Raw genomic sequence first — 20,108 nt, 5'->3', positions numbered from 1 at the left:
TGTTCGATTTCGGCTCCGCTCCGACCGAATGCGTTCTCCGACTTCTAGAATCAGGACCACCACCCATGTCGCACAACCACACTCGCATCGCCGTCGAATTCGATGAGATCTGGTCCGAACTGACCGTGGGTCCGGATGCGAACATTGTCCGGATCCAAGCCTCAGACCTGCGGGAAGCGCAGCAGCAACGCGCGCGGCTACGCGCCGAAGCCGTCGAGCGCGGCGAGTCGGCCGACAGCACGGCGGTGTTCCTCGACCTCGAGGTACACATCGCGGCCGATGCGCGGACGGCTCGCCGTGAGTTCGGCGGGCTGGACGCGCCGATCAGCCCGTCGTCCATCCGCTACGTCGGCACGCCGTCGGGGTTGGCCAGTCTGATCTCCGACGTCACCGCAGCCGACGTCGCCGACGGGGTGACGCTGCAGGTCCACGACGACGTGAATCGGCAGTCGACATTGCTGAGCTCCGGGGTTCTGCCGCTGCTCGGCGCTCGCGGCACTCGGTTCGACGTCGACACGGTCGACGAGGTCCTCGGCGCATCGAGCATCGCACCCACGCTCGCATCCTGAGGTTCGACGTCGGCGGGGTCAGGTCACGTCGATCGCCAAGCCTGCGGTGATCCGCAACAACTCGGTGTACGTGGACCGAAAAATCGTGTTGATGTGGCCGGCCGCGGCCCACACCTCGGCGAACCCGGCCAGATCCTGATCCACGAACGTATCCAGGTTCGTGGGGTGACCGACCGGGGCGATACCACCAATCGGCTGCCCGGTCGCGTGTTTTGCCGTGTCGAGATCGGCCCGCGCCAGCCTGCCACCGAGGCGCTCACCCGTGTGCTCGAGGTGCACGTTGTGGGCTCCGGACACGAGCAACAACACCGGCTCGTCGTCGAGTAGAAACACCATCGACTTCACGATCGCACCCACCTCGACGCCGAGTGCCGCAGCGGCATCGGCGGCGGTGTGGGTGCCCTCCGGACTGTTCACCACCACCCCGTGATGACCACGGGAAATCAGAGTGTCGGCAACATGGGCTGCATTCGGATGAAGTAGCCGGGACATGAGCCAATGCTATTGCCCCGACGCCGTTTACGCAGAGAGCTTGCTTAACTGGGTCATTCCGCAGGCTCCACTCCCGCGAGATCACCGAACAGTCTCAATCGCGCCATGCCGCCGTCGGGAAAGATGTCGAGTCGAACCTCCGAAACCGGAGTGTCGTGGTCGAGTACGAAGCGATGCCGGGTGTCGGGCTGCAACGTCGTTCGTGGCAACAGCTCGATCCACTCGCCGTCCCCGAGTCGGCCGCGCAACGATGCGGCACCCGGCGCGTTGCCGAGGAAGCACGTGGTGTCGAGCTCTGCGAGCCGAATGAGTCCGGCACCCGCCAACTGCACCTGGACCCAGTCGTTCGCGTCGTTGCGTCGGCGCGAGGTCTCCCAGCCCTCGCCCATCGACCGCGGAGGACCGGGGAACAGCAGATTGTTGGGGGAGCTGTAGAACATGTTGGAACACGCCGAGACGTGGGCACCGTTCTCGAGGGCGGCCAGGTCGACCGGGCCGGCCGCGAGGAATTTGGGGTCGGGCTTGCCGCGTCCGAGGACCCGCAGGCGAGCCACTCCGCCATCGGGATAGATCGACAGCTTCACATGCGTCCAGCGGGCGTCGGAGGTGACCTGAAATCGGTTCTCGCTGTCACCGTTGACCGGACTACGCGCGACGATGGTGGTCCACTCGGTCTGCGTGCGTAGCTCGTCCGGCGACAGAAACCCCTCGACCTCGGCGGCCTCGATCGAAATCTCCGGTGGATAGTTGCCGGTGAACCACGAGGTGTCGACGACGATCGCCGAGACGACGCCGGGTGCCCCGAGACGCACGATGGCCTCGTCGTATCCGGCCTCGCGTCGCCGCCGCGTCTCCCAACCGTCGTAGATCTGTCCCTTGTGCCCGAACGTCGCCGTCGAATAGTCGGCTTTGCCCGGGCTGACGAGATTCTCCTTCTCCGCGAACGTCTCGTCGTTCGCCCACACGACTGCGCCTCCGAGAGTGCGGACGGCGAGATCGGGCAGTGGCAGGGGGAAGGTGGCAGTCATGGGATCACACTTTACTGGTCTCGCGTGAGCTCACCGGGTTGTGTGCACGCCGACGCCGCAGTGCCGCGGCGCTCAGGAGTGCCACCCCGACCAGGATGTAGAGCGCCAGTCCGAGTGCCGGCTGCCCCAGCCCCGTGCCGGAGAAGTACACGATGCTGCGCACGCCCTCGGTGCCGATGCCGGGGGTGATCCAGCGCCCGATCGACGCGTAGAGCGATGGCAGCACCTCGGCCCCGAAAGCTCCTCCTGCGCTGGGGTTTCCGAGGATCACGAACAATACGATCGCGGCGGGAACCGCGGCCACACCGATCAGGGCGCGCAGACCCATGGTGACCAGCCCGGTGGCGAAGACCACGCCGGTACCCAGCAGGGTGAGTGGGAACCAGTGACCGGCAAAGGTTCCCAGAACGTGGGTGGTGAGGAACGCTCCGAGCGCACCGGAGGCGAGGGCGTACACCGCGAGAATGCCGACCTGAATGCAGGTTTCGCGACGCGAGGACGGTGCCCCGATCAGTAAACCGAAGGCAGCGGCCAGCAGATAGCCGCCGACGACCCAGCCGACCGAGAGGTAGAAACCGGTCAACCCTCGGTTGTCGTGCACTCCGACCGGGATCTCGTCGCGAACCACGAACTGACGGCCCTGTGCGGATTCCACCTCGCTGAAGATCGATTGCAAGGCGGTGGCCTCGGAACTACCTGCCGCGCCGGCGGTGATGAGCGTGTCCGTTCCGTTCGCACCGACGACGAAGGCCCCGATGATGTCCCGGTCGCGGAGCAGCGAGCGGACCTCGGCGGTATCGGCTGCGGTGCGTGCGTCGAGCGGCGCGCCGTCGATGGCGTCGAGACGATCGGCAGTCTGCTGATCGAGTCCTTCCGGGAGGCCGCTTTCGGTCACCACCGCGATCGGGATTGCGTGTGGCGTCGGCTGATGGAACGCCGAGACGTAGCTGAGGATGAATCCGAGCTGCAGCACCAGGACTGCGGCGGCGAGCAGTGACATCTTGCGCATGAGTGAACTCCTGAACCGTGTCGAGACCCGCGAGCCTTGTCGATACCCGAGGTATTCAATACTCTAGGTATCGTGATTGCCGAGGAGCAAGAAAAGTGGGGGCCGACACAGTCGCAGCGACGACCGCAGCGAGCCGACGTACAAGACCGATTGCTCGCCGCCGCTGCCGATGAGTTCACCGAAAAAGGTTACGCTGCAGCCAAACTGGCAGATATCGCGAATCGCGCCGGCTTCACCAAGGGGGCCGTGTACTCGAACTTCGAGTCCAAACAAGCGCTGTTCGCCGAGTTGCTCGCCAAACGCTCACTCGACCTCGCGGCCCGCGTGCTGGCCCACATTTCCGATCTGGACTCCGGCGCGGCAGCAGGAGCGGGCGGTAACGAGATCGCCTCGTGGGTGGTCGCCGAACCCCGCTGGCCGCTGCTGACCGTCGAGTTCGGCATCCTCGCCGGACGCGACCCGGCCGTCGCCGAGCGCTACCGCACCGACCGTCGAGCGCTGCGGCGCGAGCTCGAACGACTGATTGCCGAACGCGCGGACCAGTGGGGCGTCGGCGAGAAGTTCGATGCCCGACGCGTCGCGACGTCACTGACGGCCCTGATCTCCGGATTGGCCGTCGAACACTCGGTGGATCCGGAAGACATCGACGAGGGCGTGATCGCCGACGCGGTATCCGAACTGTTCGCCGGAGCGATAGCTAGAGCACATCTCGATTGAGGGAAGAGCGACCGGGTACTACGAGAACATGACTGCTCAGAATCCCGATCCCGATGAGACTGCCGGCCTCGAACCAGGCGGTGGCGTGACGCCGGGCGACACTCCTCCAGCCGAGACAGCAGTCGGTGGACCGAATCACGAACCGCCGCAGCGCAGCCGGGTCATGCCGATCGCGATCATCTGCATCGTGGCATTGCTGGCCATTGTGATCGCCGGTGGATTGATCGGTCGCGTCGTCGGCCTGTTCGGCTGAAAGCTCGGTAGTTTCGAATTTTCAGTACCGAGGCCAACCACCCTCGGGGCCCAAAAGACGGTTCAGTCGAATGTGGTTGATCTCCGCGAGTTCGTTACGCATGATCTTGCGCTCGGTCCGGTCGTCGTTGTCTAGTCGGTGTCCCAGGTCCACCAAGATCTCGCGCGGCTCGAACCCCTCGGGTCCGAACATCACACTGGCAACGTACGGAAATCCGAATCGCTCGTCGTAGGCGCGAGCAGCCGTGACCAGCGCTCCGCGGGTGTCCGAATCCATGGCCGCACACACCTTGCCGGGCTCCGGCAACGTCGCTGCCAGTGCATCGATGTCGCCGTCCGACAGCTCGGCCAGTTCGGCGTCGGCTGCGGAGAACAGGTCGGCGCGAGAGCGATAGCTGCGGCCGTCGGCCACCCTGGACGCCCACGCCACCGAGCAGCAACACTCGTACAGCGCATGCACTGCCTTGCGACGCGGCAGGTCGTTGAACGTCTCGAGTCCCAGTCCCTGGTGCATCAGCATGTGTAGATAGTGGGCCGACTGCGCTGCACATACCAGAGCTGAGCAGGGACTTAGCGCAGACGTTACGCGCCGTAACATGCGGTGCGGCAATCTTCGGCGATCCCGCTAGGCTCGCAACCATGACGGAACGTACCTGGAAAGCTTTCTCCGTGGAGATCGCGGACCACATCGCGCAAGTGACACTCCTCGGGCCCGGCAAGGGCAACGCAATGGGCCCCGACTTCTGGACCGAGAGCACCGAGCTGTTCACGCAGCTCGACGCCGACCCCGAGGTTCGGGCAGTGGTGCTCGCAGGCTCCGGCAAGAACTTCACCTACGGACTGGATCTGGCCGCGATGGCAGGCACGTTCGGTCCTCTCATGGCGGACAAGGCGTTGGCCGGTCCGCGAACGTCCTTCCACGACACCATCAAGACGATGCAGAAGGCGATCAACGCCGTCGCGGATTGCCGCAAGCCGGTCGTCGCCGCGATCCAAGGTTGGTGCATCGGCGGTGGCGTCGACCTCATCACCGCTGCCGACGTGCGATACGCCAGCGCCGACGCGAAATTCAGCGTGCGAGAAGTACGAGTGGCGATCGTCGCCGACATGGGGTCTCTGGCCCGGCTCCCCGCGATCATCGGCGACGGCCACCTCCGCGAGCTCGCGTTGACAGGTAAGGACATCGACGCGGCCCGCGCCGAGAAGATCGGCCTGGTCAACGAGGTGTTCGAGGATCACGATGCCACCCTCGCCGCCGCCCGTGAGTGCGCCGCGGCCATTGCCGCCAATCCGCCGCTGGTGGTGCAGGGCATCAAGACCGTACTGGACCACTCCCGCTCCTCCGGTGTCGACGACTCGCTGCGATACGTCGCCGCCTGGAATGCCGCTTTCCTCGCCTCGCACGACCTCACCGAGGCGATCACCTCGGTGTTCGAGAAGCGGCCGGCTCAGTTCACCGGTAGCTGACGTGGTCGAGTTCGCCGAGGAGTTGGGTACGCAGCTGGTTCGACTACAGCGACTACGCGAGCGCAACATCGCGCAGATCTCGTCGTCGGGTGGCGTCGAGGGTGCCGCGTACGTCTGCCTGTTCCGGCTCTTGCGTGACGGACCCATGAGGTCCAGCGAGCTTGCCGCCATGGTGAATTCGGACCCGTCGACGGTGAGCAGACAGGTGGCTCAGCTCGTGGAACTGGGCCACGTCGAGCGGTTGCCCGACGAGCGGGACGGCCGGGCCTTCGTCCTCGCGGTGACGCAGTCGGGCCGGGAAGTGGCCGCGGCGATTCAGGAACGCCGAACCGAGTCACTCGGCAGAGTCATCGAGAAATGGGACCGGGACGACAGATCGGCGCTGGTCGGGCTGTTGGATCGATTCTTGACCGATTACGAAACCGTCAGGCTGGACCTGCCCGATCAGCGCGCGGGTAACGTCTGAGCCGCGAAAGACCGGGAACGCGTCGGATGTCACTGCCGTAACGGATGGAGGGAATGTGGTGCCAACCGATCACGACAGACCTCCCCAGTCCTCCGGCACGGGATCGGAATCGGGTTCGGTTCGACTCGAACGCCGCGTTGCTCGAGGCATCGCAGTTCTCGTGCCGTCGTTCGGCTTGATCGGTGTGATCGTGATGCTGTCCTCCGACGGACCCGTCGGCCCGGCCGCCGTCGCAGCGTGTACAGCGGTGCTGCTCTCGACGATCCCAGTGGGAGCCTGGTGGTGGCTACGCTCGGTCGACGCGTCGCACATGCCAGGGTGGTTCGTGGTCTACGCCGACGTCGGCGTGTCCGTGATGCTGCTGACCTTCGACGACCGGGATCTGGCCCTCTACGGCGCAGCCCTGTTCTCGGTCATCGGCACCTATATCGCCTACTTCTCGCGGCGCAACGTCCTCAAGTTCCACACCGCATTCGTCAACACCGTGATTCTTCTGCTCGCTGTGCTGGCCGTCGTCGAGCAGCCGGACGATCCCGCGTCGATCGTCGCGCGGGCCCTGGTGACCGTGTTGGTGGTCAACTCGGTGCTGGCGTTCCGAGCCGTCATTCAGCGCCAACTCGACCTCGCCAACACCGACTCCCTGACGGGTCTGCTCAACAGGCGAGGCCTGGAACTGCGGCTGGACCGAATGATGGCCCGGTTGACCGACGAGCAGTCGGTGGCGCTGATGGTGGTCGATCTCGATCAGTTCAAGCGGGTCAACGACACCTACGGTCACGCCATGGGGGACCGGGTCCTACGCCGAACGGCCCGGCGCCTCACCACCGCGACCGGTAGACGGCCCTGCGTCGCGCGCACCGGGGGCGAGGAGTTCACGATCGCGGTCCCGGTCTGCGAGCACTCGGCCGACCACCTCGCAGACGGTATCCGTGAGTCGGTGCACGATTCGGGCGACGACGTGCCGGTCACGGTCAGCGTCGGTGTCGCCGTGCTCGATGCCGCTCGCTGGCGGGCGGCAGTGTCCTCCTACGGTGCAGCCGAGCTGGTGCACAACGTGCTGCTCGACGCCGATACGGCGATGTACGAGTCGAAGCACGCGGGTGGAAACAGAACGACGGTGTATGCCGGCGATTGATCGCAGGCACACACCGTCACTCGTTCGGGGAGAACGATCAGCGCAATGCGCTCTTGGGGTCGTTCCACAACTGGTCCGTGAAATCCTCGAGCGCGACGAGAACGATGGTGTCCTCGGTGCGGCGCAGGATCGACTTGCTGGCGCGTACCTGAACGACGTCGCCGGTCTTGTCGGTCATTCGCCACAGCGAATCCGCGCGGGTGGCCACTGTCGTCAGGAACATGTCTGCGACGTTGACCCCCTCCGGTGCCCGGTCCGGAAAGATGTCGTGCAGGTGGAAGTCCACGCGTTCGGTGCGGTCGAGGCCGAACAGATCGTCGAAGGCCTCGTTCGCGAACACGATCGCACCGCTGGGATCGACAGCGAGGATCGGCACCGGAATCCGGTCGAGAACGACCGTCACCGGCAGATCGGGAAACTGCGTCGGATCCGAGATCGGCCGCGAGTCGAGATTGCGCCGATCACCGGGGGCACCGTTGGAACTGCTGTCGGTCATAGGTCTCCCCAAACTGTGTTTCGTCGGCGCGCGGCCGAAGCGAAGTGTGTAGTGCCGAAACGATCAGTGACCCGGATTGTCCGTCAAGCGCTTGAAGGATGCAGCGATTTCGGCCTCGGCCTCTGCGCGCCCCACCCAGTCTGCCCCGGTGACGTGCTTGTTGGGTTCGAGATCCTTGTAATGGACGAAGAAATGCTTGATCGCGTCGAGTTCGAACGTCGATACGTCACTCAGATCCTGGATGTGATCCCAGCGGGTGTCGCCTGCCGGTACGCACAACACCTTGTCGTCACCGCCGGCCTCGTCGACCATCTTGAACATCGCGACAGGGCGCGCCTCGACGATGACACCCGGGTAGACCGACTCCGGCAGCAGCACCAGTGCGTCGAGCGGATCGCCGTCCTCGCCGAGCGTGTTCTCGATGAAGCCGTAATCGGCTGGGTACGCCATCGCGGTGTAGAGGTAGCGGTCGAGGCGCACACGTCCGGTGACGTGGTCGACCTCGTACTTGTTGCGCTGCCCCTTGGGGATCTCGATGGTGACGTCGAACGGCACGTGCAGTCCTCACTGTCTTCGTCGAGCCGGAACGGCCCGAGCGGTTGCGAATGTGTCGATGGTGGCGGCGCAAAGGCTACCGGACCCGAGGATACTGTTGACTGGACGATCATGGGTACGACCACGGCAATGACGGAGGAACGGTGGCGGGGCTGACACGGCGGTTCCTCGGTCCCACAGCGGGCCGGCGGCGCAGGAAGAAGCGGTTGATCCTGACGCTGTGCGCAGTGTTCGTGGTCATCCTCGCCGTGACGACTGCCGCGCTCGTGCTCCCCTCGGTGTCCGACGGTGCCGAGACCGCGATCGCGCCGCCGCCCGACACCGTGCTCCCGAACCCGCAGATCACCCCCTTTCCGGAGTCCGCACCCTCGCCGAGCCCGGCCGGGCTGGCCGGTGCGCTGGCCGGGGTGGTGGACGATTCCGATCTCGGCACCTTCACCGGAACCGTCGCCGATGCACAAACGGGCCAGGTGCTGTGGTCCCGGAACCCCGATGCGCCGATGACGCCGGCATCGACGACCAAGGTGCTCACCGCCGCCGCGGCGATGCTGGCGCTCCCTGCCGATCACCGCGTCGCCACCCGCGTCGTCCAGGGCAACGGCGAAGGCAACATCGTCCTGATCGCAGGCGGAGACCCCACGCTCACCGCACTGCCGGTCGGCACCGTCGGGTTCTACCCGGGGGCGGCCCGTATCGACGACCTGGTGGAGCAGATCCGCCGCAGCGGAACGACGGTGCGCAGCATCAGCGTGGACACTTCGATCTACTCCGGCGACACGATGGCGCAGGGCTGGTTTCCCGCCGACATCGCCGCTGGTTCGATCACGCCGATCGAACCGATCATGCTCGACGGCGGACGGTCCGATCCACTGGTCGACGAGTCGCCCCGAAGCACCACCCCGGCGCTGGACGCGGGCCGCGCACTGGCGGCAGGACTGGGCGTCGATCCGGCCGCGGTGACGACGGGTACGGCCGCGGAGGGTGCCGACCAGCTCGCGTCGGTACAGTCCGCCCCACTGCGAAACCGCTTGCAGCAGATGATCTATCGCTCCGACAACGTCCTCGCGGAGGCGGTCGGACGCGAACTGTCGATCGACATGAACACGGCAGCAAGCTTTTCCGGCGCGGTGGCAGCCATCGGGCAGACGCTCTACGCGGCCGGCTTCGACATGGCCGGGTTGGCTCTCGAGGATGCCAGTGGTCTGTCGGTGGACGGCAAGATTCCGGCTCGACTGCTCGATCAGGTGCTGACCTCGGCCGCGGGAGCGCAGCAGCCGACGTTGCGTCCGATGCTCGACTACCTGCCCGTCGCCGGTGCCACCGGAACGCTGTCGGATCGGTATGCCTCGGGGGATCGAACCGGAGCGGGGTGGGTGCGGGCCAAAACCGGAACCCTGTCCAATGCAAGCGCTCTCGCCGGATACGTCGTCGATGTAGACGGCCGGGTTCTGACGTTCGCGCTGATGTCGAACGACCGACCACCCGAGGTCAGTCGCCCCGCCCTCGATGCCGTCGCATCGACCTTGAGATTGTGTGGTTGCCAGTGAAGTCAGCAGCAGCAAGCGCCGACGAGAACGAGAGCACGTCCGGGTTCGCCGGTGCGGTCGATTGGTCGGTAGCCGCGAAAGCCGGGGCCAAGCTGGCCCGCCCGGGTCCCGCCACCTCGCGCTACACCGCCGAGGCGGCCGTGGAAGAGCTTGCGGCCGCATCGATTCGAGCCGAGGGGCCGGTCCGTGAGACCACCGGTCTGGCCGACGGACTTCCGGTTCCCGACGCCCAAGTGGTCGATCGAGCAGGCTGGATCGCGGCGGCCGCGTCGTCCATGAAGCACCTCACCGGAGACGACGACGATACGCCGCCGTCGGGCCTCCTCGGCGGAAAGCCCGCAGGCCTGCAGGCGGGCGCGATGCTGGCGTTTCTGTCCAGTGCCATTCTCGGACAGTACGATCCGTTCACCGGGGAGAACGGAACGCTGCTGCTGGTCGCGCCGAACGTGATTGCCGTCGAACGCGCGCTGCGCGTGTCTCCCAGTGACTTTCGCCTGTGGGTGTGCCTGCACGAGGTGACGCACCGTGTGCAGTTCTCCTCCGCACCGTGGCTCGGCGGCTACATGCGCGAGAACGTGGGGGTGCTCTCCGACGGTTCCGACGAGCCACTCTCGGACGTCGCCAATCGGTTGACCGGGGCGTTGAAGGCCCGCAAGAATCCGAGCGGAACGACGAAGTCGGAGGACGCGGGCATCGTCGGTCTGTTGCGCGCCACCCAACCTCAGCCGCAGCGCGACGCCATCGACCGCCTCCTGGTGCTGGGCACTCTGCTCGAGGGCCACGCCGACCACGTGATGGACGCCGTCGGGCCTGCCGTCGTACCGACCGTGACGCAGATTCGCGGTGCATTCGATCAGCGGCGACGACGCAAGGTCAGCCCGCTCCAACGCGTCGTCCGGGCATTGCTCGGCATGGACGCGAAGATGGCCCAGTACGTGCGCGGCAAGGCCTTCGTCGATCACGTCGTCGCGGCGGTGGGGATGGAGCGCTTCAACACCGTGTGGACCGGCCCCGACACGCTGCCGCTGCTGTCGGAGATCGAGGATCCGGACGCGTGGATCGCCCGAGTTCTGGACTAGTGCGTCTGCCTGAGGGAGTGGAGCCCGCGGAACGACCGAGATTTCCTGAGGGCCCTGCCCTGCTGGAGATTCGGCATGCGGTGCGGGCATGGCTCGCTGCACACCCCGGCCCGGTTGCCGTTGCGCTGTCCGGCGGCGCCGATTCGCTGGCCCTGATGGCCGCGAGCGTCGCCGAGGCCCCGAACGTGCGCGCGTTGATCGTCGACCACGGTCTTCAGCCGGGTTCGGCCGAGGTCGCGGCGGCGGCAGCGGCGCGGGCGCTGGAGTTGGGTGCGGTCGAAGCTCGCGTTCTTCCGGTGCGCGTCACCGGTTCGGGCGGGACGGAAGCAGCGGCCCGCAGAGCCAGATACGACGCGTTGGATCTCGCGCGCGGCGACGCGTCGGTGCTGGTGGCGCACACCCTCGACGATCAGGCCGAAACGGTGCTGCTCGGGTTGGGCCGCGGATCGGGGCCGCGGTCGATTGCCGGCATGACGGCGTTCACCCCACCGTGGGGCCGTCCGCTGCTCGGAGTCAGGCGTGCGGTCACCCGGGCTGCCTGCGTCGAGCTCGGGTTGGAGCCCTTCGAGGATCCGCACAACACCGATACCGATTTCACTCGGGTGCGGCTGCGCCACGAGGTGCTGCCGTTGCTCGAGGACGTGCTGGGTGGTGGCGTCGCCGCTGCACTCGCGCGGACGGCCGAGCAGTTACGTGAGGACGGCGACGTGCTCGACGCGCTTGCCGGGTCCGTCGCCGACACCGATGGCCCGGACCTCGAGGTGTCGGTGATCGAACCTCTCGCCCCGGCCGTTCGCCGCCGCGTGCTTCGCCGATGGTTGCTCGAACGGGGAGTGACGTCGTCGACCGATCGACAGCTCCGAGCCGTCGACGCCCTCGTCGGACGATGGACCGGCCAGGGCGGGGTTGCGCTGCCAGGCGGAACGCCCGATGCGAGGTTGGTGTGCTCGCGGCGACATGGCAGGCTGAGCGTCGGCCTGGAGAACGAATGAAGGGAAACCCCGTGTACGAGGGCGACATCGAATCGGTTCTCATTTCCGAGGAACAGATCAAAGCGCGCACTGCGGAACTCGCAGAGGAAATCGCGAAGCGGTATCCCGAAGGTGCCCCGGAAGGTGACCTGCTCCTGGTCGGCGTCCTCAAGGGCGCGATCATGTTCATGACCGACTTCGCCCGGGCCCTGCCCATCCCGGCGCAGCTCGAGTTCATGGCGGTCAGCTCCTACGGCTCGTCGACGTCGTCGTCCGGTGTCGTCCGAATTCTCAAGGACCTCGACCGCGACATCACCGGACGCCACGTGCTGATCGTCGAGGACATCATCGACTCCGGTCTGACGCTGAGCTGGCTCAAGCGCAACCTCGCGACCCGTTCGCCTGCTTCCTTGTCGGTGGTGACATTGCTGCGCAAGCCCGACGCCATCAAGGTCGACGTCGAGGTCGCGAACGTGGGCTTCGACATCCCCAACGAATTCGTCGTGGGATACGGCCTGGACTACAACGAGCGCTACCGTGATCTGCCGTACATCGGCCTGCTGGACCCGAAGGTCTACAGCTGAGCCTCGTCGTTCGTTCAGCCCGGTTCGCGGCTCCCGGACCCGCGTGAATGGACCATTGCCGCGCCGAGACGTATGCAATGGTCCATCGATGCGGATAAGGTGCCGAAGAGGTGGGGAACTGCCGGGGGAGTGCGGTCGTTGGAGGGGAAGAAGCGTCGACGCAAACAGGTGCGTGGACGCAGAGCGCCAGGTATGAGCGAGTCAGATGTCCGAGTCTCGCGCTAGCCTGGAGTATCCGGCGGGCAGGGAGCAGCCAGCGCGCGGGAGCGGACTGAAAGGACACGGCCGTCTCGGCTGAAGCTGTATGAATCGGAAGACAGTAATACGGAATCTCGCCATCGTTTTCGGCATTCTGTTGGTGATCTATGCCTTCAGCTACTTCGGTAACGACACGCGGAACTGGACGTCGGTCGACACCTCGGTGGCGATCGCCCAGCTCGACGACCGCAACGTCGAGTCCGCGCAGATCGACGACCGTGAGCAGCAGATTCGGCTGACCCTCAAAGAGGCCTCCGACGCCACCGACAATCAGAAGCAGATCATTGCGAAGTACCCGGACTCGGCATCCGAGCAGATCTTCGACAAGGTCGACTCGCAGGGTCTGAACAGCTACAACACCACTGTCACCCAGGAGAGCTGGTTCAGCTCCTTCCTGCTGCTGATCCTTCCGATGGTGCTGATCCTCGGCGTGATCATCTTCGTGATGAGCCGCATGCAGGGTGGCGGTCGCGGCGGAGTCATGGGCTTCGGCAAGTCGAAGGCCAAGCAGCTCACGAAAGACATGCCCAAAACCACGTTCGCCGACGTGGCAGGCGCGGACGAGGCCGTCGAAGAGCTGTACGAGATCAAGGATTTCCTGCAGAACCCGGCGCGCTACCAGGCGCTCGGTGCCAAGATTCCGCGCGGTGTTCTGCTCTACGGCCCTCCCGGAACCGGCAAGACGCTGCTCGCGCGCGCCGTCGCAGGCGAAGCGGGAGTCCCGTTCTTCACCATCTCGGGCTCGGACTTCGTCGAGATGTTCGTCGGTGTCGGTGCATCTCGCGTCCGCGATCTCTTCGAGCAGGCCAAGCAGAACAGCCCCTGCATCATCTTCGTCGACGAGATCGACGCCGTCGGCCGCCAGCGTGGTGCAGGCATGGGCGGCGGACACGACGAGCGCGAGCAGACGCTCAACCAGTTGCTCGTCGAGATGGACGGCTTCGGTGAGCGCACCGGCGTGATCCTCATCGCCGCGACCAACCGTCCCGACATCCTGGACCCGGCGCTGCTGCGTCCCGGCCGCTTCGACCGGCAGATCCCGGTCGGCGCGCCAGACCTGGCCGGCCGTCGCGCAATCCTCAAGGTGCACTCGGCAGGCAAGCCCGTTGCTCAGGACGCCGACCTCGAGGGTCTTGCCAAGCGAACCGTCGGAATGTCGGGTGCAGACCTGGCCAACGTCATCAACGAAGCGGCACTGCTCACCGCGCGTGAGAACGGCACCGTGATCACCGAGGCCTCGCTCGAGGAGTCGGTGGACCGCGTGGTCGGTGGTCCGCGACGCAAGAGCCGCATCATCAGCGAGCACGAGCGCAAGATCACCGCGTACCACGAGGGTGGACACACCCTCGCCGCGTGGGCGATGCCCGATATCGAGCCCGTGTACAAGGTCACCATCCTCGCTCGCGGGCGTACCGGCGGCCATGCGATGACGGTGCCCGAGGACGACAAGGGCCTGATGACGCGGTCGGAGATGATCGCTCGTCTGGTGATGGCCATGGGCGGCCGCGCCGCGGAGGAACTCGTCTTCCACGAGCCGACCACCGGCGCGTCATCCGACATCGACCAGGCCACCAAGATCGCTCGCGCGATGGTCACCGAGTACGGCATGAGCAGCAAGCTCGGAGCCGTTCGGTACGGGCAGGAACAGGGCGATCCGTTCCTGGGTCGTTCGATGGGCCAGCAGTCCGATTTCTCGCACGAGGTCGCCCGCGAGATCGACGAGGAGGTGCGCAAGCTCATCGAAGCTGCGCACACCGAAGCGTGGGCCATCCTCAACGAGTACCGCGATCTGCTCGACACCCTCGCCTCCGAGCTGCTCGAACGTGAGACGCTCACCCGCAAGGACCTCGAAAAGATCTTCCACAGCGTCACCAAGCGCCCGCGCATCACCTTGTTCAACGACTTCGGTGACCGTAAGCCCTCGGACAAGCCGCCGGTGAAGACTCCGCGCGAACTTGCCGCTGAGCGCGGCGAGCCGTGGCCTCCGGTGCCGCCGGCCCCGAAACAGCTTCCGCCGCAACAGGTTCCGCAGCCCAGCTACTCCGGTTCGCCGCAGCTGAGCAAGGGCGGCTACCCGAACGGAAGCAACAGCTACAACGGCAGCCCGGCCAACGGTGCTCCCACGAACGGTGCTCCCACGAACGGTGCTCCCACGAACGGCAGCCCGGTCAACGGTGCCCCGAACAACGGCGGACCGGTCAACGGGGGCTACAACGGCGGTGGCACCAACGGCAATTACGGTGGCACCCACAACGGTGGCGCCCACAACGGCGGTGTTCCGAACGACGGCGGCTACTCCGAGGGCTACCGCAGATCGGATCCCCGTCCGGCCCCTAATGCTGGTGCACGGCCCGATTACGGCGCTCCCGCAGGATGGTCTGCCCCGGGCTGGCCGCCGCGCGATCAACCGTCGGTTCCGCGCTACCAGGGCCCGACGACTCCTCCGGCGCAGAACCCACCGGCCCAGAACCCACCGGCCCAGAACCAGCCGACTCGGGATCAGCCGGAATCGAATCGACCGGATCAGAATCGGTACGAGCCGCCTCAGGGTCAGCCGACCTACCGGCAGCACCCGACCTATCAGCAGCCGCAGTCGTACCAACCGCCGACCGGTCAGCAACAGGCGTACCAGCCGCCGCAGTATCAGCCGGACCCGTTCCGACCTGATACACGGGACCAAGGTCGGACGTCTCGTCACGCGCCCCCGTACGCCGACAATCCGGACAGTTCCGCCCACGAAGAGCCGTCGGCCCCGTCGTGGGAGGTGCCCGGTCCGTCGCAGAACTACCCGCTTCCCGGTGACGATCGTTCCGGCGATACTCCGTACGAGGAGTCGCGAGGCGACGAGCGAGCCGACGAGGACGGCGACGACGGCCCGCAGACGCGTCGCTGGGAAGGGCCTGGGGGTTCGTACCGCTAGACCTGTCATTAGGCTTGCTGGGTCGACCGCGAAGGTCGGCCCAGCACGTCGTTCGAACCGTGTTGGGCTCATCTGCAATTGTTTTTTCGGACCGTTGCAGGTGAGCCCAGCCGTCTCATTCGTGGAGCCCAAACGGAGGTACATTCACGTGTCAGTCAATCGGACCGACGAGTCGACCAACGACTCGGCAGAAGTCCCGGCAGCCGAACAGCGAGCAGTGGAGCAGACGGTCGCCTACGCCACCGGGGCGGTCTTCGACCAGCCTCGCGCCGAGGCTGCAGTGCGTGAGTTGTTGATCGCCGTCGGCGAGGATCCCGATCGCCCCGGACTGCTCGATACCCCGGCCCGCGTCGCACGCTCGTACCGCGAGATTTTCGCCGGGCTCTACACCGACCCGGACACAGCGTTGAACACGACCTTCGACGAGGGACATCAGGAACTGGTACTCGTCCGTGACATCCCGATGTACTCCACGTGCGAGCACCACCTGGTCTCGTTCCATGGCGTTGCCCACGTCGGATACATCCCGGGCAAGAGCGGCAAGGTCACCGGCCTGTCGAAACTGGCACGCGTGGTGGACATGTACGCCAAGCGCCCCCAGGTGCAGGAACGTCTGACCAGTCAGATCGCCGACGCCTTGATGCGCAAGCTCGACCCGCGCGGCGCGATCGTCGTCATCGAGGCCGAGCACCTCTGCATGGCAATGCGCGGAATTCGCAAGCCGGGGGCCAGCACCACCACCTCGGCCGTGCGCGGTCTGTTGCAGTCCAGCGCGGCGTCGCGTTCGGAAGCACTGGACCTGATCCTGCGGAAATGACGCGACCGACCGATACCCGATGAGTCTCGCGAGGAGCATCCCGCCGGCCCCCGTCGTCATGGGCGTTCTCAACGTCACTGCCGATTCCTTTTCGGACGGCGGTCGGTACCTCGACGTCGACGCGGCCGTCGAGCACGGGTTGGCGATGCATCGCCGCGGGGTCGACGTCGTGGACGTCGGTGGTGAATCGACGCGCCCGGGGGCCGACCGTATCGATTCGGTTCTCGAAGCCGAGCGGGTAGTGCCGGTGATCGCGGCGCTGGCCGCAGAAGGCGTGGTGACCAGCGTCGATACGATGCGCGCTTCGGTCGCCGAGGCAGCCATCGAGGCAGGCGTGTCGATAGTGAACGACGTGTCGGGTGGCCGAGCCGATTCGGCCATGGCCGGGGTGGTCGCGGCCGGTGGCGTGCCGTGGATCCTGATGCACTGGCGGTCAGCCGGGTCCGAGTATCGGCACTCCGGCCCGGCCGACCGATACGACGACGTGGTTGCCGACGTGCGCAACGAGCTGATGGAACAGATCGATCGCGCGGTGGCCGCGGGGGTGGACGAATCGGCGCTGGTGCTCGACCCCGGTCTCGGCTTCGCCAAGAATGCCCAGCACAACTGGGAACTGCTTCGCGGCCTACCCGAGCTGGTGACGGCCGGTTTTCCGGTACTCGTCGGAGCCTCTCGCAAACGTTTCCTCGGTTCGCTTCTGGCCGACGATGACGGTTCGCCTCGACCACCGGACGGACGCGAGATCGCCACGGCTGTCGTATCGGCACTCGCCGTTGCCGGCGGCGCATGGGGTGTGCGGGTGCACGACGTTCAGGCCTCACTCGACGCGGTCGCCGTCGTCAAGGCATGGCAGGGTGGACGGGCATGAGCGAGAGCAGTGGCCCAGAGAGCAGTGGCCCCGAGAGCAGTGGCCTCGGAACGCGTCGCGGCGACCGCATCGAACTACGTGGCCTCAGGGTGCGCGGCAATCACGGTGTGTTCGACTTCGAGAAGCGCGACGGCCAGGACTTCGTCGTCGACATCACCGTATGGATGAATCTGCGGCCCGCAGCCGAGACCGACGATCTGACCCGGACGCTGCACTACGGCGAACTGGCCGAACGTGCCGCGGCCGTGATCTCGGGTCCTTCGAAAGACTTGATCGAGACGGTGTCGGCCGAGATCACCGAGGTGGTGTTGGCCTACGATTCGCGCGTCGACGCGGTGGAAGTAGTGCTGCACAAGCCGTCCGCCCCCATCCCGCTGACGTTCGAGGATGTCGCCGTGGTGGCGTACCGGGAGCGAACGTGACGCGTGCGGTGCTGTCGATCGGCAGTAACATCGGCGACTCGCTCAGCCACTTGCGTTCTGTGACAACAGGATTGGGATCACGATTGGTGGCCAGTTCAGCCGTCTACCGATCTGCGCCCTGGGGCGGCGTCGAGCAGCAGGATTTTCTCAATGCGACGCTGGTGGCCGAGGACGACGCGTACGACCCCTGGGACTGGTTGCGTCTGGGGCAGCAGTTCGAGGAAGCGGCGGATCGCGTTCGAGTGCAACGATGGGGGCCACGCAGCCTCGACGTCGATGTGATCGTGTGTGACGACGTGATCAGCGATGACCCTCGTCTGATACTCCCGCATCCCCGCGCGCACGAGCGGGCATTCGTGCTGCTGCCGTGGCTGGACGTCGAACCTGACGCCACCCTGTGCGTCGGTGACACGGATGTGCCGGTGACCGAGTTGCTCTCGCGTTTGAGTGCGGAAGAGCGTGCGGGAGTCGAACGCCTCGACGGCACCGGTGATGGCCCGTGGTGACCAATCCCACCAAGGTCGGGGATGTCTTGGGTATTTTCCTGGTCGCCGCGATCGGCACCTGGCTGCTGGTCCGGGTTTTCTACGGTTCGTTGCCGCCGATTCCCGTGTACGCCGGGGCCTCGTTGTATCTCGTGGCGGTGGTGGAGGTCGTGACTGCAGTGATCGTCCGCAATCGCATTGCCGAGCACCGGGTGGGTACCGGTCTGCACGATCTGAATCCGTTGACGGTGTATCGGGCGCTGGTGCTGGCGAAGGCATCGATGCTGGTGGGGACAGCCGTCACCGGGGTGACCGTCGGATTTCTGGTGTATGTGATGCCGCGTGCCACGACGGTACGGGCCGCGTCCTCCGATCGCGTCGGGGCGATCGTGGCGCTGGTTGCGGGAGTGGCCGTCGTCGCTGCCGCGGTGTGGCTCGAGCAGTGTTGCCGAACCCCGAAAGATCGGGACGACGAGCGTTCCCGGTAACGCACGAAACATTTGATTGTTACCTCGGTTGTGTAAGTGATCGGCCGAGGATGACTATTTGCGGTCGAGTTGCCAGTTACCCTGGTGAACATGACAGATCAGACTCGCGCAAAGAAGGGACGCCGAAACAGGCGTAGTGCGAGCCAGCTGTTTCTTGCCGCGCTCGTCGTGCTCGGCATCGTCGCCAGCGTGTTCATGCTGTTCACCGAGAGTGTGCAGTGGATGAGGGTCGGCGTTCTCTCGGCGTTGTGGGCTGCCGTGATCGGCGCTTTCGCCATGACGAAGTACCGCCGGGAATCGGCTGCGGACCAAACCAAGGCCAAAGATCTGCAGACGGTCTACGAGTTGCAGTTGGCCCGGGAGATTTCGGCGCGACGCGAATACGAGATGAGCGTCGAGGCCCGGGTTCGTAGCGAATCGCGAATGGAGATCGACGAAGTCGCAGCACTGCGCAACGAACTCGCCGCGCTCCGCCAGAACCTGCAAGTGCTGTTCGACGGCAATCTGCCCACCGAACGCGTCGCGTTACGGGCCGAGGCAATGAGAATGCAAGAACTCGGCGGCCGACGATACGACAGCTATCAGCCTGCCCCGTCCGGGCTGTATGTACCGGGTGGCGGGAACGGCAACGGGCCGATGCCCGCGGGCGCCGGTCTCAACGGTGTCGGAACCCCGTACGACGAGCCGGTCACGGCCGAGACGTCGGTGGTGTACCCCGAAGGACCGGACGAGATGCCGCAGGCCACCGCGGCATCGACTGCTCCCGAGTCGCAGGGTGGGTACGCGGAGAACGCGTTCGAGACCGAGGACTCGAGCTACGACGCGTCGGCAACAGCCGTGGACGAAGTCGATGCTTTCGAGCGCCCCGGAACGCGGCCCCGCCCGTACGGTGCGAGACCGGCCGCGCGGGTCACTCCGCCCAGCTCGCCGTTCACCGCCTACAACTTCGAGCAGACGCGTCCGCCGGCAGCGGAGCCGGAAGCGCAGGACTACGAGCCCGAGCCCACCGCGGAAACGTACGAGGCCGACACCGTCGTGGCCGAGCAATATCAGGCCGAGCAGTACCAAGCGGAGGAGTACTCGACGCCCGTCGAGTCTCGTCAGACCGGGTACTCCGAAGCCCCGTATTCCGAAGCCGAGCCTGCCGCCGACTACGTTTCCGACACTGCTCAGGGATCGGATCCAGACCAGGACGTCGACCCCTACCCGGCCTCTCGTAGTGCGTTACGCGACTCGGCGGACGCGTTCTTCTCGGTGGATCGAGACCTCGAGACTCCAGCCGTGGATGCTTCCAGCTCGCCTCGGCGCGGTCGTAGGCGAGCAGAGTCGACCGACGACGATGCCACCGGCGCGCACTCGAACGGCCGTTCCGTCGCCGAGATCATGGCCGGTCTGGCCGGCGGCGACTCGGCCGATACGACGACCACCGACGCAGGCACGCGTCGTCGTCGGCGTCGCGCCGACTGAGAACCAGATCACACCG

At 65.9% G+C, this 20,108-nt stretch carries 23 protein-coding genes; 17 read left to right on the top strand and 6 right to left on the bottom strand.

Annotated features, from left to right (window positions below; genetic code table 11):
• Nucleotides 1-65 precede the first annotated feature (65 nt).
• Entirely contained in the window at nt 66-569 is a 504-nt protein-coding gene (locus ASG84_RS09285; protein ID WP_057476723.1) for a hypothetical protein, read from the top strand.
• Between the two features lie 18 nt (nt 570-587).
• Here the strand turns inward: ASG84_RS09285 and ASG84_RS09280 are convergent, their stop codons facing one another.
• From ASG84_RS09280 to ASG84_RS09270, 3 genes are read right to left on the bottom strand one after another with little or no spacing between them, the layout of a single operon-like run.
• A complete protein-coding gene (locus ASG84_RS09280) occupies nt 588-1,061 on the bottom strand; it encodes a YbaK/EbsC family protein (RefSeq protein WP_057476722.1) in 474 nt (157 codons plus the stop codon).
• 53 nt (nt 1,062-1,114) lie between these two features.
• Nucleotides 1,115-2,089 carry an allantoicase gene (gene alc / locus ASG84_RS09275; protein ID WP_057476721.1) on the bottom strand — a complete coding sequence of 325 codons (975 nt, stop codon included), beginning with the start codon at nt 2,087-2,089 and terminating at the stop codon, nt 1,115-1,117.
• Between the two features lie 4 nt (nt 2,090-2,093).
• Nucleotides 2,094-3,098, bottom strand: coding sequence for a hypothetical protein (locus tag ASG84_RS09270; RefSeq protein ID WP_057476720.1), 1,005 nt, complete (start codon nt 3,096-3,098; stop codon nt 2,094-2,096).
• 72 nt (nt 3,099-3,170) lie between these two features.
• Between ASG84_RS09270 and ASG84_RS09265 the strand changes: the two genes are divergently transcribed.
• Nucleotides 3,171-3,815, top strand: a complete 645-nt coding sequence (locus ASG84_RS09265; RefSeq protein ID WP_082520887.1) for a TetR/AcrR family transcriptional regulator — start codon at nt 3,171-3,173, stop codon at nt 3,813-3,815.
• A gap of 28 nt (nt 3,816-3,843) precedes the next feature.
• On the top strand, nt 3,844-4,068 hold the full coding sequence (locus ASG84_RS09260; RefSeq protein ID WP_057476719.1) for a DUF6480 family protein: 225 nt from the start codon (nt 3,844-3,846) through the stop codon (nt 4,066-4,068).
• Nucleotides 4,069-4,089: 21 nt separating this feature from the next.
• Here ASG84_RS09260 and ASG84_RS09255 read toward each other — a convergent pair whose 3' ends face one another.
• Complete coding sequence (locus ASG84_RS09255) at nt 4,090-4,587, bottom strand: 2-oxo-4-hydroxy-4-carboxy-5-ureidoimidazoline decarboxylase (protein WP_057476718.1); 498 nt, start codon at nt 4,585-4,587, stop codon at nt 4,090-4,092.
• 119 nt (nt 4,588-4,706) lie between these two features.
• Here ASG84_RS09255 and ASG84_RS09250 point away from each other — a divergent pair, with 119 nt between their 5' ends.
• From ASG84_RS09250 to ASG84_RS09240, 3 genes are read left to right on the top strand one after another with little or no spacing between them, the layout of a single operon-like run.
• Nucleotides 4,707-5,534: a crotonase/enoyl-CoA hydratase family protein gene (locus tag ASG84_RS09250; protein WP_057476717.1), complete on the top strand. Its 828-nt coding sequence runs from the start codon at nt 4,707-4,709 to the stop codon at nt 5,532-5,534.
• A 1-nt stretch (nt 5,535) separates the two neighbouring features.
• On the top strand, nt 5,536-6,000 hold the full coding sequence (locus tag ASG84_RS09245; RefSeq protein ID WP_057476716.1) for a MarR family winged helix-turn-helix transcriptional regulator: 465 nt from the start codon (nt 5,536-5,538) through the stop codon (nt 5,998-6,000).
• A gap of 58 nt (nt 6,001-6,058) precedes the next feature.
• Nucleotides 6,059-7,135 carry a GGDEF domain-containing protein gene (locus ASG84_RS09240; protein ID WP_057476781.1) on the top strand — a complete coding sequence of 359 codons (1,077 nt, stop codon included), beginning with the start codon at nt 6,059-6,061 and terminating at the stop codon, nt 7,133-7,135.
• 37 nt (nt 7,136-7,172) lie between these two features.
• On the opposite strand, the gene ASG84_RS09235 is transcribed toward ASG84_RS09240, so the two are convergent.
• Together ASG84_RS09235 and ASG84_RS09230 are read right to left on the bottom strand one after the other, a co-directional pair.
• Nucleotides 7,173-7,631 (bottom strand): PAS domain-containing protein, encoded by a 459-nt coding sequence (locus ASG84_RS09235; protein ID WP_057476715.1) that lies wholly within the window; start codon nt 7,629-7,631, stop codon nt 7,173-7,175.
• Between the two features lie 63 nt (nt 7,632-7,694).
• Nucleotides 7,695-8,186 (bottom strand): inorganic diphosphatase, encoded by a 492-nt coding sequence (locus ASG84_RS09230; RefSeq protein WP_032380124.1) that lies wholly within the window; start codon nt 8,184-8,186, stop codon nt 7,695-7,697.
• A 143-nt stretch (nt 8,187-8,329) separates the two neighbouring features.
• On the opposite strand from ASG84_RS09230, the gene dacB reads away from it, so the two are divergent.
• The 11 genes from dacB to ASG84_RS09175 all read left to right on the top strand — a co-directional run bounded on the left by dacB (nt 8,330) and on the right by ASG84_RS09175 (nt 20,092).
• Nucleotides 8,330-9,733: a D-alanyl-D-alanine carboxypeptidase/D-alanyl-D-alanine endopeptidase gene (gene dacB / locus ASG84_RS09225; protein WP_057476714.1), complete on the top strand. Its 1,404-nt coding sequence runs from the start codon at nt 8,330-8,332 to the stop codon at nt 9,731-9,733.
• Nucleotides 9,730-10,812: a zinc-dependent metalloprotease gene (locus tag ASG84_RS09220; RefSeq protein ID WP_156399439.1), complete on the top strand. Its 1,083-nt coding sequence runs from the start codon at nt 9,730-9,732 to the stop codon at nt 10,810-10,812. The genes dacB and ASG84_RS09220 overlap by 4 nt, the downstream gene beginning before the upstream one ends.
• 17 nt (nt 10,813-10,829) lie before the next feature.
• Nucleotides 10,830-11,804, top strand: a complete 975-nt coding sequence (gene tilS, locus ASG84_RS09215; RefSeq protein WP_057476712.1) for a tRNA lysidine(34) synthetase TilS — start codon at nt 10,830-10,832, stop codon at nt 11,802-11,804.
• A gap of 11 nt (nt 11,805-11,815) precedes the next feature.
• Nucleotides 11,816-12,367 carry a hypoxanthine phosphoribosyltransferase gene (hpt, locus tag ASG84_RS09210; RefSeq protein WP_057476780.1) on the top strand — a complete coding sequence of 184 codons (552 nt, stop codon included), beginning with the start codon at nt 11,816-11,818 and terminating at the stop codon, nt 12,365-12,367.
• Nucleotides 12,368-12,671: 304 nt separating this feature from the next.
• The gene (ftsH, locus tag ASG84_RS09205) at nt 12,672-15,545 is read left to right on the top strand and encodes an ATP-dependent zinc metalloprotease FtsH (protein WP_057476711.1); all 2,874 of its coding nucleotides are present in this window, start codon (nt 12,672-12,674) and stop codon (nt 15,543-15,545) included.
• Nucleotides 15,546-15,762: 217 nt separating this feature from the next.
• A complete protein-coding gene (gene folE / locus ASG84_RS09200) occupies nt 15,763-16,362 on the top strand; it encodes a GTP cyclohydrolase I FolE (RefSeq protein ID WP_057476779.1) in 600 nt (199 codons plus the stop codon).
• A gap of 19 nt (nt 16,363-16,381) precedes the next feature.
• Complete coding sequence (folP, locus tag ASG84_RS09195; RefSeq protein WP_057476710.1) at nt 16,382-17,230, top strand: dihydropteroate synthase; 849 nt, start codon at nt 16,382-16,384, stop codon at nt 17,228-17,230.
• Nucleotides 17,227-17,652, top strand: a complete 426-nt coding sequence (folB, locus tag ASG84_RS09190; RefSeq protein ID WP_082520893.1) for a dihydroneopterin aldolase — start codon at nt 17,227-17,229, stop codon at nt 17,650-17,652. The genes folP and folB overlap by 4 nt, the downstream gene beginning before the upstream one ends.
• Entirely contained in the window at nt 17,649-18,158 is a 510-nt protein-coding gene (gene folK / locus ASG84_RS09185; RefSeq protein ID WP_057476709.1) for a 2-amino-4-hydroxy-6-hydroxymethyldihydropteridine diphosphokinase, read from the top strand. Before folB ends, folK begins: the two co-directional genes overlap by 4 nt.
• Nucleotides 18,155-18,625 (top strand): DUF3180 domain-containing protein, encoded by a 471-nt coding sequence (locus ASG84_RS09180; protein WP_156399438.1) that lies wholly within the window; start codon nt 18,155-18,157, stop codon nt 18,623-18,625. Before folK ends, ASG84_RS09180 begins: the two co-directional genes overlap by 4 nt.
• 90 nt (nt 18,626-18,715) lie before the next feature.
• Complete coding sequence (locus ASG84_RS09175; protein ID WP_200936531.1) at nt 18,716-20,092, top strand: DUF6779 domain-containing protein; 1,377 nt, start codon at nt 18,716-18,718, stop codon at nt 20,090-20,092.
• Nucleotides 20,093-20,108: the final 16 nt, after the last annotated feature.

This window comes from Rhodococcus sp. Leaf278, from assembly GCF_001426085.1.
Lineage (GTDB): Bacteria > Actinomycetota > Actinomycetes > Mycobacteriales > Mycobacteriaceae > Rhodococcoides.
The sequence above is the reverse complement of the archived record's forward strand: the minus strand, read 5'-3'. Positions and strand labels throughout refer to the sequence as shown.